We start from the raw sequence: 14,196 nt of genomic DNA, 5'->3' as shown, positions 1-14,196 counted from the left end.
TTCAGTTCCCCTCCGCCAGCGGAAAGCGCTTCGGCGTCACTGTAGCGAGAACGATCACCGAGAGCGCCGCCGCCACCGCCGCGCCCAGGTAGACGTGGTTCACCGCCGCCGCCAGCGCGTGCCGCAGGTAGTCCGTGCCCGCCCGGCTCAGCGAGCCGCCGTGCAGCAGCGCGCCGGCGATCTGGTCGAGTCCCTGGGGCAGGCTGCCGCGCAGCCCGCGGGGCGCGTCCCTGAGCCAACTGGTCAGCGTCGTGTTGGCGATCACCGCGAAGAGCACACCGCCGACGCTCTGTCCGACCTGGCGACAGAACAGCACCGAGGCCGTCGCCGTACCGCGCTCGTGCCACGGCACGCTGCTCTGCACGCCGATGATCAGCGGCAGTTGGAACAGCCCGAGGCCGCCGCCCAGCAGCAGCATCAGCAGCGCGGGCTGCCAGGCAGCGCCTCGGTAGGGGAGCAGCGGGAAGGCCAGCAGCAGCGCCGTCCCGATGGTGGCGCCGATCAGCGCGGTGTTACGGAAGCCGATGCGCCGGTAGACGCGGTTGGACAACGCCGCCGAGATCGGCCAGCTGATCGTCCAGACGGAGAGCACGAAGCCCGCGGCCACCGGCGCCAGCCCGAGCACCGACTGCGCGTAGGTCGGCAGGAAGACCATCGGCGCGATCATCAGCATGCCGAGGAAGCCCAGCGCGAGGTTGACCCCGGCGATGACCCGGCGACGCCAGACCCAGCCCGGCATGATCGGCTCCGCCGCCCGCCGCTCCACCCAGAACGTGCCCAGGCCCAGCGCGGCGCAGGCCGCGAAGACGCTCAGGCTCGGCGCGGAGAGCCACGCCCACGCCACGCCGCCCTGCACCAGGGCGAAGAGCAGCAGACTCGTCGTCAGGAAGAGCCCAGCCGCGCCCAGCCAGTCGATCCGGGTGCGGGGCTGCTGCTCCGCCTGGGCCTCGTGCAGGTTGCGCTTGAGCAGCAGCAGCGCGATCGCGCCGACGGGCAGGTTGATCAGGAAGATCCAGCGCCAGTTCGCGTAGCTGGCCAGCACGCCGCCGAGGGCCGGGCCGAGGACGGCGGAGACCGCCCAGACGGTGGACATCGCGGCCTGGATCCTGGGCCGCCGCTCCAGCGGGTAGAGGTCGGCGGCCAGCGTCTGCACGGTTCCCTGGATCGCGCCGCCGCCCAGGCCCTGGACCAGCCGGAAGACGATCAGCGCCCCCATGCTCCACGCGCCGGCGCAGAGCAGCGAGCCGAAGAGGAAGACGGACGAGCCGATCAGCAGCACCGGCTTGCGCCCGCGCGCGTCGGCGAGCTTGCCGTAGATGGGCAGCGTCACCGTGACGGCGAGCAGATAGCCGGAGAACATCCACGAGAAGTAGCTGAACCCGCCCAGCTCGCCGACGATCTGGGGCACCGCCGTCGAGACGCAGGCGGAGTCCAGGGCGACCAGCGCCATCGACAGCATGAGCGCAGCGACGACGAGCCGGTGGCGGGCGCCGCTCGGTGGGGGCGGGGCGGGGGTGGGCGCCGCCGTGTGCTGATCTCTGCAGGACCCCTCGCCGCCACCCATGGACCGCCCCTTCCACGCGACGAAGATCCGAAAATGCTATCGGATCGCGCCAGAGGTTCAGTCGACGGGGCTCGACTGCATCTGGCCGGACTGCATCTGGCCGGACTGCAACTGGTCCGTCCGTTGAGCCGGGATGTAGTCGGGCACCGAGGGCTGCCCCCGACGCCGCCTGCGTAGCCGCGTGCCCAGGCGCTGGACCGGCCCGCTGAGCGCCAGGCCGAGCAGGACCACCGCGCCGCCGGCGACGCAGTCGAGCAGGTAGTGGTTGGCCGTCCCCATCACCACGACCAGGATCAGCGCCGGGTAGAGCAGTCCCAGCACCCGCACCCAACGGCGGCGCGCGTAGCGGTGGATCAGCAGCCCGCACCAGAGTGCCCAGCCGAAGTGCAGGCTCGGCATCGCCGCGAAGTCGTTGGTCATCTCGCCGAGGCCTTCCGGCGCGCTGCCGCTGCCGCCCCACCAGCCGACGCCCGCGTGCTGGGCCATGACGTCGAGGAAGCCGTGGTGGTGGGTGAGGAGACGCGGCGGCGCGGTCGGGAAGAGCACGAAGCCGACCAGGCCCAGCGCGGTGGCCAGCACCAGCCAGGTGCGGGCGAAGGCGTAGTGCGCGCGGCGGCTGCGGAACATCCAGACCAGCACCAGCGGGGTGACCGCGTAGTGCAGGCTCGCGTAGACGAAGTCGGCGGGTATGCCGAGCCAGGCGTGCTCGGAGAAGAGCCGGTTCAGCACGTGCTCGGGAGCGGCGTGCAGACGGTGCTCGGTGCGCAGCAGCATCTCGCCGTGCTCCTGCGCCTGGGTCTCCTTGCCGTGGACCAGCAGTCGACTGCCGTCGTAGGCGGCGTAGACGAGCAGGATCAGTTCGAGACCCCACTGCCGGGGCTTCCAGCGGCGCAGCCGCGCGATCAGTCCGGCCAGGCCGGGCTTCGGACTCACGGACCCCCGGGTGGTGCTGTCCTGCACGCCGTGCACGTCGTCCAGCGCGTCGTTCTCAATGCTCTTGGTACGTGGCTCGCCGCGGGCTATGGTGCCTGCCATTCGTCGAGATCCCCCCGTGCGTTTCACATGATGGTCACTGCATACCGTACGCCGTACGCTATGCAGTCGCGCAACCGCCCCAGGGATGATCCGAACGCGAACCGGATCCGATCCGGGTTGTATCGGGCAGACTGGGCAGCACCATGAACCACATCGCTCTGCCCGGCGGCGCCGACCCCGACCTTGTCCGCTTCCCCGTGGACCCGCGTGACCGACTCCGTGCCTGGGACGCATCTGACGAGTATCTGCTGCGGCACTTGGACGAGACTGAAGCGCCACTCGACGGATCAGTGGTCGTCCTCGGCGACCGCTGGGGTGCGCTCACCGCGTCGCTCGCCGCTCACACCGCGCACCCGCCGACGCAGATCACCGACTCCTATCTCGCCCACCGCGCCACCGAGCTCAACCTCTCCCGCCATGGCCACACCGCCGACGCGGCGCGGCTGCTCTCCACCAGGGACCTGCCGCCGCAGCGCGTGGACGTCCTGCTGGTCCGGGTGCCGAAGAGCCTCGCACTGCTGGAGGATCAGCTGCTCAGGCTCGCCCCCGCCGTGCACCCCGGCACCGTTGTCATCGGAACGGGCATGGTGACCGAGATCCACACCTCCACGCTCCAGCTCTTCGAAGCGATCCTCGGTCCCACCCGCACCTCACTGGCCCGTCGAAAGGCCCGGCTGATCTTCTGCACGCCCGACCAGGCCGTGCTGGCCGCCCGCCCGGCCAACCCCTGGCCGCGTCGCTACCAGCTCCCTGCGGACGCCCCGCTGCTGGCCGGCCGGACCGTCACCAACCACGCCGGCATCTTCTCCGCCGAGCGACTGGACATCGGCACTCGCTTCCTGCTCGAGCACCTGCCGGTGACGCAAGGCGCCGCTCACGTCCTCGACCTCGGCTGCGGCAACGGAATCCTCGGTCTGGCCGCCGCGCTGGCCAACCCGGCGGCCGAACTGACCTTCGTCGACGAGTCCTTCGGCGCCGTCGCCTCCGCCGAGGCGAGCTTCCAGGACAACACCGAGGGCCGCAAGGCCCGCTTCCTGGTCGGCGACGGCGCGAGCGACCTCGCGCCGGGATCGGTCGACGTGATCCTCAACAACCCGCCCTTCCACAGCTACCAGGCGTCCACCGACGCCACAGCCCACCGCATGTTCGGCGGCGCACGACGTGCGCTGCGTCCCGGCGGTGAGCTGTGGGTCGTCGGCAACCGGCACCTGGGCTACCACGTCCAGTTGCGCCGGCTCTTCGGCAACTGCCGCACGGTGGCGGGCAATCCGAAGTTCGTCATCCTGAAGGCCGTGAAGCGCGGCTGACCGAGGTCAGCTGAGTTACGAGCCCGTCGGCCAGGTGATCTGCGGCGACTTGTAGTAGTTCACCCCCATCGCCTTCCAGCGCGGCCCCTGCGCGCCGAGCCGGGAGTCGAAGGCCGTCTGGCTGTGCGTCGACCACGGTGACCAGCCCAGCTCGGCCAGCGCGGGCAGCCGGGGGAAGGCCATGTAGTCGATGTCGGCCGAGGTGACGATCGTCTCCGTCCACAGCGGGCCCTCCACGCCCGCCACCGAGGAGCCGGTGACGCCGGTGAGGTAGTTGCCCGGGTCCCAGCCGTAGGCCGTGTTGACCTCGATCAGCCCCGCCCAGGTCTGGCCGAGCCTGGTCTTCCGCGTGTACTTCATGTCCAGGTACGCGTGGTTGGCCGGGGACATCACCACCTTCGTCCCGCTCGCCGCGGCTGTCGCCAGGTTCGGCGCGGTCGTGGTCGTGCCCCAGAACTGGGCCTGCGTGCTCGGCAGCAGCGCGCCGGTGTTGGCGATGTCGTGCCAGCCCATCACCGCCTTGCCGTGGTTTGCCACGATCTGCTGCGCCTTGCCGATGAAGGTGTCGTAGTCGGTGGCCGTGGTCGAGCTGGCCTCGTCGCCGCCGATATGGATCCATGGGCCGGGGGTGAGCGCCGAGAGCTCGCCCACCACCTGGTCGATGAAGGTGTAGGTCAGCGGCAGCGGCACGCACAGCGAGCTGAAGCCGACGTTGGTGCCGGTGTAGAGGGCGGGCGCGACGCCGTTGCAGTTGAGCGGGGCGTAGGAGGCGAGCGCCGCGTTGGTGTGGCCCGGCATGTCGATCTCCGGGACCACGGTCAGGTAGCGCGAGGCCGCGTAGGCGACGATCGCGGAGTAGTCGGCCTGAGTGTAGTAACCGCCTGCGCCGCCGCCGACCTCGGTGCTGCCGCCGTAGGTGGCCAGATTCGGCCAGCTGTTGATCGCGATGCGCCAGCCCTGGTCGTCGGAGAGATGCAGGTGCAGGTAGTTGACCTTGTAGAGCGCCAACTCGTCGATGTACCGCTCGACCTGCGCGACGGTGAAGAAGTGCCGCGCCACGTCCAGCATCGCGCCCCGGTAGCCGAAGCGCGGGTAGTCGACGATCGTGCCGCCGGTCACGGTCCACGGGCCGGATTGCACGGTCGGGCTCATCACGGCGCCCGGCAGCAGTTGGAGCAGCGTCTGCACGCCGTGGAAGAGACCGGCCGCCTGGTTGGCCCGGATCACGACGCCGGTGGCCGAGGCGGTGAGCTGGTAGCCCTCCGCCCCGACGTTCGCGGGCGCGCCGGAGAGCGAGAGCGCGATCGTGCCCGGCGTCGTCGCGCCGACCGTGAGCGGCAGCGCGTAGCCCGTCGAGGCGCGCAGCACGCCCGCCAGGTAGCCCCCGGTGTTGGCGTCGTCCGAGGTGAGTGTGGCCCCGGAGGTCAGCGTGAAGGTGCTGCCGTCGGCGGTCTCACTCACCGGGACCGGCACCACGCTGTTGGGAAAAGCCGCCGCCGCGGCGGCCGGACCAGCGCCGGTGGCCAGCCCGGCCCCGAGCAGGCCGAGCACGGCGAGCAGCGCGAGAAGGAACTGCCTGAGTCGTTGCGTGCGCATCTGCCGCCTCACCCCGCCACGACGTCGGTCTTGGGGACGTTCCATCCGGAGACGCTGACGACCGGCGTCGCGCCCTGGAGGTCCGCCGAGCTGTAGGAGGCCGTCAGGGTCTCCGACTCGCCGGGCCAGAGGGTCACGTCGTTGTCGCCCCAGATGGAGGACTGCAGTTCGTTGTCGCCCGCCAGCTCCGTGCCGCTCGCGGTGCCGCGCCGGATGTCGGCCCGGAGGAAGAAGCCGACGGTCGGGCCGGTGGAGTTGTTGGTGATGGTGACCGTCACCAGCTTGTCCGAGCCGTTCGGGCCCGGCTGGCTGCTGGTCGTCGCGGTCACCGAGACGGAGGCCGGCGCCAGGCTCTGCAGGGCCTTGAGGTTCGCGTAGGAGCTCATGGTCGCCTGCGGCTGCCCGATCGTCTTCGTCCAGTTGGGCACGTCCGGCGTGGTGGAGTTCCAGTAGACGTTGCGGTCCACCAGCGCCCCGTTCTGACGCACCAGCAGCTCGACGAAGTAGACCGTGCCCGAGGCTGTCGGCAGCACCGGGCTCAGCACGTTGTTCGTCACCTGCTGCGAGGCCAGCGACAGCGAGGCCGTCGTCCGGTCGTCCAGCAGCGCGCCCGCGGTGCTGTACACCTTCGACTCGACGGTGACGCCGCTCTGCGTCGTGCCGCCCAGGTTGTCGACGGTCACCTTGTCGGTGTCGAGCCCGAACAGCGCGTGCAAGGTGCGGTTGGCCTGCTGGGCGCCGAAGTACGCACCGGCCTGGTCGCCGTCGTTGTTCCAGAGCGACCAGAGCAGGGTCGGCCAGCCCTTGTTCATCTGCCAGTAGATGGTGCCGGTGGACGGCTGGGCGGTGTTGGTGGAGTGCGCGACGAAGGCCTCGAACTGGGCGCGGGTGTCCTCGTAGTTCTGGACCTGCGCCTCCTCGACGTACTGGGCCAGGCTGGTGGGCGTGCCATAGCGGTTGTTGATCGCCTGGTCCAGGTTGTAGAGGGTGCCGAAGTGGTAGCCGATGTGCTTGGTGCCCTCGTAGTTGTTGTGGTACTGGTTGGCGCCCGGCGACTGCCAGAGCGCGGACTGGTCGGCGGCGGAGAGGAAGCGGTTGATCGAGTCCAGCGTCGGAACGGTGTTCCCGGCGCTCTGCTCGCTGTCGTAGCCCCAGCTGCCGCCCGCGTTGGTCAGCGTCGAGTCACCGCTGTTGTAGTGCGAGGTGTCGTACCAGTAGAGCGGCGGGACCCAGTCGTAGGGGCCCTCCTTCTCCCCGGACGCGCCCAGCTGCGGGCTGGTGTTGTACTCGGCGGAGGAGATGAAGGGGCCGGGATAGTCGGCGGCCGCGAAGCCGTTGAGTGCCAGCGTCTCCTGGGTCGCGGTGGGCGCGTTGTCGCTCCACTGGAAGCTGAAGACGGAGGGGTGGTTGCGCAGCGTCTGACCGACCGACTGTGCGGTGAGCTGGTAGTCGGCCTGCTGGGCGGCGGTGTAGCTGGTGGTCTCCCAGAAGTCGCAGCACTGGTAGCCGGCGTTGACGAGGATGCCGGCCGCGTCCATCTGCTGGTACCAGTCGGCCGGCATGAGGTGACCCTCGAGCCGGATCGTGTTGAGGCCCATCGACTTCATCAGGCCGATCTGCTTGGCCGTGTCGGCCGGGCTGTAGCGCAGGAACAGATCCGGGGACCAACCGCCGCCGCGGACGACGAGCGGCACATTGTTGATCTTGAACGCCCGGACGCCGCTCGGCGCCATCGTGGACGCGCCGGTCAGATAGGACGTGACGGTGCGGATGCCGAAGGTCTCACTGGTCGAGTTGAGCACCGTACTGCCCTGCGCGACGGAGGTCGCCAGCGAGTACAGCGGTTGCGCGCCCAGCTGGTACGGCCACCAGATCTGCGGCGAGGCGATGGTGAGGCCGCCGCCGGAGAAGGTCACCGTCTGCGTCGCGTTCGCCGCGATCGTCACGCTCTGACTGACCGTCACCGGCGTGCCGGCGCCCGGCGGGGTGACGGTGGCCGTCACCGTTCCGGTCTGCGCGGAGGCGGTGGTGTTCGTGACGTCCGCCTTGACCGTCAGTGCGGAGCTGGACAGGTCGGCGGCGGTGTTCTGGTTCACGTGCGCATTGCCGACGACGAGGGCCGCGCTGGTCTGGAGCTGGACCGGGAACTGGATGCCGGTGTTGTTGTCCGGCGGGATCTGGGTCCAGTCCACGTTGTCGAGGGTCAGCATCGTGGTCGGGTTGTTCGGGTAGACCTCGACGGCGATCGAGTTCGTGCCGGACACCAGGTGACTGGTGACGTCGAAGACGTTGCGCGCGTAGTCGCCGCTGACGGTCGCCTGGGTGGCGATCTCGGTCCCGTTGACCCAGACGTCCGCCTGGCCGACGACGCCGTTCAGCACGATCCTGGCGTCCTGTCCGGCGGGCGGTGCGGCGAAGTCCGTGCGATACCACCAGGGGACCGTGAACGGGGAAAGAGTGTCGGCGCCGACCTTGGTCATCTGCCCGTAGCAGGTCTTCATGTTCGTGGAGAAGAAGACGTTCGGACAACCGCCGTTCTGCAGCAGCGCGTTGACCTCGGTGCCGGGCGCGCCGCCGCCGTCGTTGGCGACGGTGAGCCAGCCGCCGGTGCCGAAGCCGGGGGTGGAGATGGCCGCGCCGCCCTGGGTGGCGGTGCCGGAGGTCAGCACCTTCCAGCCGTTGGCCGCACCGAGATCGGTGACGGCGGTCGAGCCGGTCGGGGGATCCGCGAAGGCGGCGGGGGCGGCCGCGAGGGCGTTGGCCCGCGCCCCGCCCTGATGGGCGCGCGCCGTGGCCGAGCCGCCTGCCAGGGCGGTGGCCCCGGCGAGCGTCAGGGCCACCGCGGCGGTGACGAGTGGTCTGCTGTGACGTGCCATCAATGCTCCTTGACGTGGGGGAAGCGGGAGCTTGCGATGAACGTGTGCACAGGTGCGGATGAGGTGCGCTCTACAGAGAGGGACCGGGGATCGTGACTACACCGCGGCGGTCGGCACCTCGTCGGCGACCGCGACATGACAGGCGGCCGTGTGGGCCGGGCCGAGCTCCCGCAGCAGCGGGGTCTCGGCGAAGCACCGCTCGACCGCGAACGGACAGCGTTCCCGGAACCGGCAGCCCGGCCCCGGATCGATCACCACGGGCGGCTCTGACTTCGCCGCCGCGGCGTCCACCTCCAGCGGCGCCCGGGGATCAGGCACCGCGGAGAGGAGCAGTTGGGTGTAGGGGTGCTTCGGACCGGCCAGCACGTCCTCGGTCGGCCCCGACTCGACGACATGCCCGCCGTACATCACCAGCAGCCGGTCCGAGACGTAGCGTGCGCTGGCGATGTCGTGGGTGATGTAGAGGAAGGAGACGCCCTCGCGTTCGCGCAGCTCCGCCATCACGTTCAGCAGCCCGATCCGGATCGAGACGTCCAGCATCGAGACCGGCTCGTCCGCCAGGATCAGCTTCGGCCGGTACGCCAGCGCCTGCGCGAAGCCGATCCGCTGCCGCTGGCCGCCGGAGAGCTCGTGCGGGTACCGGGCCAGGATCTCCGTGGCGGGGGACAGGCCGACCGCCTCCACCACCCGCTCCGCCTCGGCCTGCCGCTCGGCCCGGCCCAGTTCGGGTCGGTGCAGCTTGAGGCCGCGCAGGATGCCGTGGGCGACGGGGTAGGCGGGGTTGAGCGAGCTGAACGGGTCCTGGAAGACCATCGGCACGTCGCTGCGGTACGCCAGCTGCGCCCGCCGGCCGCGCAGTGCGGCGAGCGACCTGCCCTGGTAGCGGATCTCACCGCTGGTCGGCCGGTGGACCTGGGCCAGCAGCCGGGCGACGGTCGACTTGCCGCTGCCGCTCTCGCCGACCAGGGCGACGATCTCCTGACGGTTGATCACCAGATTGACGCCGTCGACGGCGTGCAGCATCCGCCGCGAGAGCCCGGCGCCGACCTTGAAGTGCCGGGTCAGCTCGACGGTCTCCAGCAGCGGGGGAATCGGCAGCGGAGCAGCCGGCCGCGAAGCTTCCTGGTGGGTGAGGCCCTCGGTCACGACGTCGCCTCCACAGGAGTCGCCGGGGTCCGGCGGTCGGGTGCGTCGAGCAGGCAGCGGGAGAGCACCCCGCCGACGGGGTAGAGCGCGGGCGCCACGCGGTGGCAGGCCTCCTCCACCACCGGGCAGCGTGGTGCGAAGCGGCAGCCGGGTGGCGGCTCCGCCAGGTCGGGCGGGCTGCCGGGGATGCCGGTCAGCGGCACGCGCGGGCCGTGGATGGAGGGGAAGGCGTCCAGCAGGCCACGGCTGTAGGGGTGGGCCGGTGCGTCGAAGACCTGCCGGGTCGGACCCGCCTCGACGACCTGCCCCGCGTACATCACCAGCAGCCGGTCGGAGAAGTGGCTGACCAGCGACATGTCGTGGGTGACGAAGACGACCGCGAAGCCGAGCAGTTGCTGCAGCTCCTTGATCTGCACCATCAGCGAACGCTGCGCCACCACGTCGAGCGCGGAGGTCGGCTCGTCCATGATGACCAGATCCGGGGTGAACAGCAGCGCCATCGCGATCATCGCGCGCTGCCGCATCCCGCCGGAGAGTTGGTGGGGATAGCTGCCCAGATGCACCGGGTCGATGCCGACCAGCTGCAGCACCTCGACCGAACGCGCGCGGATCTGCTCCGCGCTGCGCCGGTCGTGGGCCAGGATCGCGTCCTTGAACTGGGCCGCGATCGTCGTCACCGGGTTGAGCGCGTTCATGGCGCTCTGCATGACCACCGAGTAGTCCCGCCAGCGCAGTGCGTTGAGCTGCTTCTCGGTCAGCCGGACCAGGTTCTGGCCCTTGAACTCGACGCTGCCGTCAGTGATCGCGGCGGGCGGGCTGAGCAGCTGCGCGACGGCGAAGAGCAGCGTGGACTTGCCGCAGCCCGACTCGCCGACCACGCCGACGAACTCGCCGCGCCCGACCCGCAGGTCCACCCCGCCCACCGCCTCGACCGGCCCGCGCGAGCTCTGGTAGCTCACCCGCAGCCCGCGCACATCGAGCAGCGGCTCGTGGTCACTGCTGGGGTCACTGTGATTCGGCGCGCTGGACACGCTGCCCCCTCTTCTTCACGGTCTTCACGCGCGTGCGCGCGTTGGTACGCACCGGCCGCAGGGCCGGGTTGCCGATCTCGTCGAAGGCGTAGTTGATCAGCGCGAAGGCGGCGCCCAGCAGGGCCACGCAGAGACCCGGGGCGAGTGACCACAGCGGGCTGCCCGTCAGCAGCGCCTGCTGGTTCTGCGACCAGTAGAGCATCGTGCCCCAGCTGGACGAGTTCGGGTCGCCGAGCCCGAGGAACTGCAGGCCGGCCGCGCTCAGCACCGAATACAGCGCCGCGCCGAGGAAGTTGGCGACGATGAGCGAGGTCATCGTCGGCAGCACCTCGAAGACGATGATGTAGCCGCGCCGCTCGCCGCGGACCCTGGCCGACTCGAGGAAGTCCCGGTTGCGCAGCGAAAGCGCTTGCGCGCGCAGCTGGTTGGCGCCGTAGGACCAGCCGGTGGCGACCAGCACCGCCAGCATCACCGTCAACGAGCCCTTGCCCGCGTACTTGGACAGGATGATGATCAGTGGGAAGGCGGGGATCACCAGCATCACGTTGGTCAGCATGGAGAGCAGGTCGTCGAAGACCCCGCCCAGATACGCGGCGGAGACGCCGATCAGCACCGAGAGCACTGTCGCGAAGGCCCCGGCGACGACGGCGATGATCAACGACTGTCGGGTGCCGTAGACGAGTTGGGCGTAGATGTCCTGCCCGAGGCTGGTCGTGCCGAGCCAGTGCGCGCCCGAGGGCTGCAGGGAGGGCGGAGAGAGGAGGGCGTTCGGGTCCCGCACGGAGGTGAACAGTCCGGGAAACGCGGCGACCAGCGTGAAGACCAGCAGGATGACTGCCCCGGTCATCGCCTTGCGATTGCCGCGCAGCGCCGGCCAGAAGCCGTTCGAGCGGTGCTTCCTCATCCCGCTCACCCCTTCGCCCGGGCGCGCGGGTCGAGCCAGACCGTCGCCAGGTCGCAGGCCAGGACCGCGACCAGCACCGCCACCGTGAAGAGCATGAACAGCACCTGCATCAGCGGGTAGTCCACGTTCTGCACGGCGTTGTAGAGCAGGTAGCCCAGGCCCTGGTAGTTGAAGACATACTCGATCAGGATCGCGCCGGAGATCACGAAGCCCAGCGACATCGCGAAGCCGGAAAGGTTCGGCAGGATCGCGTTGCGGGCCGCGTAGCCGTACATGATGCGGCGGTTGGAGAGTCCCTTGGCCCGGCCCATCCGGATGTAGTCCTCGGCCAGGGTGGTGATCATGTTGTTGCGCATGGTGAGGATCCAGCCGCCGATGGAGGTGATCAGCAGCGTCGCCGCCGGCAGCAGGGCGTGCTGCAGGACGCTGGTGACGAAGCCCGGCGAGGGGCCGGGGATGATGGTGTTGTCGTAGGTGTTGTCGCCGGGCAGCCAGCCGCCCGTCCACACCGAGAAGACCATGATGAGGACCAGGGCCACCCAGAAGTAGGGCAGCGCCGAGGTCACCACGAAGACCGGCGGCAGAATGCCGTCCAGCCGCCCGCCGCGCCGCCACCCGGCCACCGTGCCGATCAGCGTGCCGAGGACGAAGGCCATCACGGTGGTGAGGCCGACCAGGCCCAGCGTCCATGGCAGGGCCTGGCCGATGATCGTGGTCACCGGCTCACCGAGGTTCTGCCCGATGGACAGCCCCCAGTGGCCGGTGACCATGTCGCCGAGGTAGGCGAGGTACTGGTCGAACAGGTTCTGGTGCGGTTTGAAGCCGAAGGAGGCGAGCATCTGCTCCAGCGCCGCGGGCGACACCTTGCCGCGGGTGCGGTCGCGCAGCGCCAGTTCCGGGCTGCCCGGCATGAACCTCGGAATGAAGAAGTTCAGGGTCAGGGCGGCCCACAGGGTCAGCAGGAAGAAGCCCAGCCGCCGGAGCAGGAACCTCACGTCGTGCTTCCTTTCGCTCGGTCCGATCTGCGCTACTACTGGGCCGACTTGGAGTAGATGTGCAGCAGGACCTGTTCGGCGTCGGGGAAGTTGAACGCCGCCGGCTGCGCGTAGGGGTCCTGCGGCGTGGGCCAGCCCGCCAGGTCCTTGGTGTTGTACTGGAACCAGTCCACCGACTCGGTGATCGGGATGACCGGTACGTCGTTGATCATCGACGCCTCGATCTGCTTGATGATCCCGACCTGCTGGTCCGGCGACGCGGTCGCGTACTGGGCGAACAGCGCGTCCACCGCCGGGTTCTTGTAGCGCTCGAAGTTGCTGTTGGCCTGCTGGCCGATCGGCGCTGTGTTCGCCGAGGCGAGCAGCTCACGCAGCTCGTAGTAGGGGGTCGGGCCGCCGGTCTGCAGACCGTAGTAGGCGAGGTCGTAGTTGCCGTTGAACAGCTTGGCATTGAAGGTCTGCTGGGCCAGGTCGTCGATGGTCAGGTCGATGCCGAGCGGCTTCAGCTGCTGCTTGATGACGGCGAGCGAGGCGTCCCAGTCGGTGTAGCCGGTGATCGTGATGACCGTCAGCTTCAGCGGGTTCGAGGGCGAGTAACCCGCGCTTGCCAGCAACTGCGCGGCCTTGGAGGGGTCCGGCTTGTCGTAGCCGGCGGCGGCCACGGCGGCCGAGTCGTAGTAGTTCTGGAAGGTCGGCGCCACCACGCCGGACTGGTTGGCGGGCGGCTCCTGCCCGCCCTCGCCGATCGCGGCGACCTGGCTGCGGTCGATGGCTGCGGCGAGCGCCTGGCGCACGGCCAGGGTGCTGGTGGCTTTGTGCGAGGGGTCGTTGTTCGGCCAGAGCGACACGTTCAGCATCGGCGGCGACCAGGTGTGGTTGTCGGACGACTTGGCCAGGTAGAGGTTCTTGATGCCGGGGATGAACTGGCTGCCCCACTGCGCCTTGCCGCTGGCCAGGTCGAGGTTGGCCGGTCCGTTGTCCAGGTAGGCCGGGTACTCGATCTTCTGGATGTACGGCTTTCCCGCCTGCCAGTAGCTCGGGTTGGCGGTGTACTGGATGTTGTTGGGCGTGCACGGGCTGACCGTGAACGGGCCGGTGCCGACCGGGTTGGGATCGGCCCAGGTGGCCGGGTTCGCGGCGGCGGCGCCGGAGCCGAAGATGTGCTGCGGGACGATGCCGACCTGGTCGGCGAAGGAGAAGAAGTAGGTCTGCGCGTTCTGCTTGAAGGTCATGGTGACCTTGTCGCCTGCGGCCGTGACGCTCTTCAGTCCGGCGCCGGTCCACAGCGCGTAGGTGTCGGTGGCGGGCACGCGCTTCATCAGGTTGAAGGTGAAGGCCACGTCGTCGGCGGTGAAAGCCTGCCCGTCGTTCCACTTCACGCCGGAGCGGACGGTGAAGACGATCTGTGTCTTGTCGGCGTTCCACTGGTAGCCGGTGGCCAGCATCGGCGTCTCGGCCTGGTTGTTGAGCGCGTTGACGAAGACCAGCGGCTCGTAGACGAAGCCGTTGGACTCCAGATAGACGGAGGGGTTGAACGGGTTGAACTGGCAGGGCCAGGTCTGTCCCTGCTCGTTGGAGATGGTGACCGTGCCGCCCTGCTTGTGCGGGCCGTTGTTGGCGGCGGTGCTGGAACCGCTGGGCTTGTCGGTGGTGCGCTGCGTGCTGGTACAGGCCGTCGCGGCCAGGCCGATCGCCAGGGCGACGGCGGCGAGTCTGGTGCGCCTCATCTCTGCGGATCCCTC

General features: G+C 69.6%; 10 protein-coding genes. 1 reads left to right on the top strand and 9 read right to left on the bottom strand.

Annotated features, from left to right (window positions below; translation table 11 throughout):
- Position 1: 1 nt before the first annotated feature.
- Together ABIA32_RS03320 and ABIA32_RS03315 are read right to left on the bottom strand one after the other, a co-directional pair.
- A complete protein-coding gene (locus ABIA32_RS03320; RefSeq protein ID WP_370092227.1) occupies positions 2–1,564 on the bottom strand; it encodes an MFS transporter in 1,563 nt (520 codons plus the stop codon).
- A 57-nt stretch (positions 1,565–1,621) separates the two neighbouring features.
- Positions 1,622–2,599 (bottom strand): phosphatase PAP2 family protein, encoded by a 978-nt coding sequence (locus ABIA32_RS03315; protein ID WP_370092226.1) that lies wholly within the window; start codon positions 2,597–2,599, stop codon positions 1,622–1,624.
- A 143-nt stretch (positions 2,600–2,742) separates the two neighbouring features.
- Here ABIA32_RS03315 and ABIA32_RS03310 point away from each other — a divergent pair, with 143 nt between their 5' ends.
- Positions 2,743–3,906 (top strand): methyltransferase, encoded by a 1,164-nt coding sequence (locus ABIA32_RS03310; RefSeq protein ID WP_370092225.1) that lies wholly within the window; start codon positions 2,743–2,745, stop codon positions 3,904–3,906.
- Positions 3,907–3,921: 15 nt separating this feature from the next.
- Here ABIA32_RS03310 and ABIA32_RS03305 read toward each other — a convergent pair whose 3' ends face one another.
- The 7 genes from ABIA32_RS03305 to ABIA32_RS03275 all read right to left on the bottom strand — a co-directional run bounded on the left by ABIA32_RS03305 (position 3,922) and on the right by ABIA32_RS03275 (position 14,181).
- Positions 3,922–5,502, bottom strand: coding sequence for a beta-N-acetylhexosaminidase (locus ABIA32_RS03305; RefSeq protein WP_370092224.1), 1,581 nt, complete (start codon positions 5,500–5,502; stop codon positions 3,922–3,924).
- 8 nt (positions 5,503–5,510) lie between these two features.
- Positions 5,511–8,378: a sugar-binding domain-containing protein gene (locus ABIA32_RS03300; RefSeq protein WP_370092223.1), complete on the bottom strand. Its 2,868-nt coding sequence runs from the start codon at positions 8,376–8,378 to the stop codon at positions 5,511–5,513.
- Positions 8,379–8,474: 96 nt separating this feature from the next.
- Complete coding sequence (locus ABIA32_RS03295) at positions 8,475–9,524, bottom strand: ABC transporter ATP-binding protein (protein ID WP_370092222.1); 1,050 nt, start codon at positions 9,522–9,524, stop codon at positions 8,475–8,477.
- Positions 9,521–10,555 (bottom strand): ABC transporter ATP-binding protein, encoded by a 1,035-nt coding sequence (locus ABIA32_RS03290; RefSeq protein WP_370092221.1) that lies wholly within the window; start codon positions 10,553–10,555, stop codon positions 9,521–9,523. The genes ABIA32_RS03295 and ABIA32_RS03290 overlap by 4 nt, the downstream gene beginning before the upstream one ends.
- On the bottom strand, positions 10,530–11,459 hold the full coding sequence (locus ABIA32_RS03285; protein ID WP_370092220.1) for an ABC transporter permease: 930 nt from the start codon (positions 11,457–11,459) through the stop codon (positions 10,530–10,532). The genes ABIA32_RS03290 and ABIA32_RS03285 overlap by 26 nt, the downstream gene beginning before the upstream one ends.
- Before the next feature lie 5 nt (positions 11,460–11,464).
- Positions 11,465–12,454 (bottom strand): ABC transporter permease, encoded by a 990-nt coding sequence (locus ABIA32_RS03280; RefSeq protein ID WP_370092218.1) that lies wholly within the window; start codon positions 12,452–12,454, stop codon positions 11,465–11,467.
- Positions 12,455–12,489: 35 nt separating this feature from the next.
- On the bottom strand, positions 12,490–14,181 hold the full coding sequence (locus ABIA32_RS03275) for an ABC transporter substrate-binding protein (protein WP_370092217.1): 1,692 nt from the start codon (positions 14,179–14,181) through the stop codon (positions 12,490–12,492).
- Between the last annotated feature and the right edge of the window lie 15 nt (positions 14,182–14,196).

The organism is Streptacidiphilus sp. MAP12-20 (genome assembly GCF_041262525.1).
In the GTDB taxonomy this organism is placed as follows: Bacteria; Actinomycetota; Actinomycetes; order Streptomycetales; family Streptomycetaceae; genus Streptacidiphilus.
The sequence above is the reverse complement of the archived record's forward strand: the minus strand, read 5'-3'. Positions and strand labels throughout refer to the sequence as shown.

Bases quoted from the DNA above. Each gene is read 5' to 3' on its own strand.
- ABIA32_RS03320 (WP_370092227.1), bottom strand. From the start codon at position 1,564: ATGGGTGGCGGCGAGGGGTCCTGCAGAGATCAGCACACGGCGGCGCCC.
- ABIA32_RS03315 (WP_370092226.1), bottom strand. From the start codon at position 2,599: ATGGCAGGCACCATAGCCCGCGGCGAGCCACGTACCAAGAGCATTGAG.
- ABIA32_RS03310 (WP_370092225.1), top strand. From the start codon at position 2,743: ATGAACCACATCGCTCTGCCCGGCGGCGCCGACCCCGACCTTGTCCGC.
- ABIA32_RS03305 (WP_370092224.1), bottom strand. From the start codon at position 5,502: ATGCGCACGCAACGACTCAGGCAGTTCCTTCTCGCGCTGCTCGCCGTG.
- ABIA32_RS03300 (WP_370092223.1), bottom strand. From the start codon at position 8,378: ATGGCACGTCACAGCAGACCACTCGTCACCGCCGCGGTGGCCCTGACG.
- ABIA32_RS03285 (WP_370092220.1), bottom strand. From the start codon at position 11,459: ATGAGGAAGCACCGCTCGAACGGCTTCTGGCCGGCGCTGCGCGGCAAT.
- ABIA32_RS03275 (WP_370092217.1), bottom strand. From the start codon at position 14,181: ATGAGGCGCACCAGACTCGCCGCCGTCGCCCTGGCGATCGGCCTGGCC.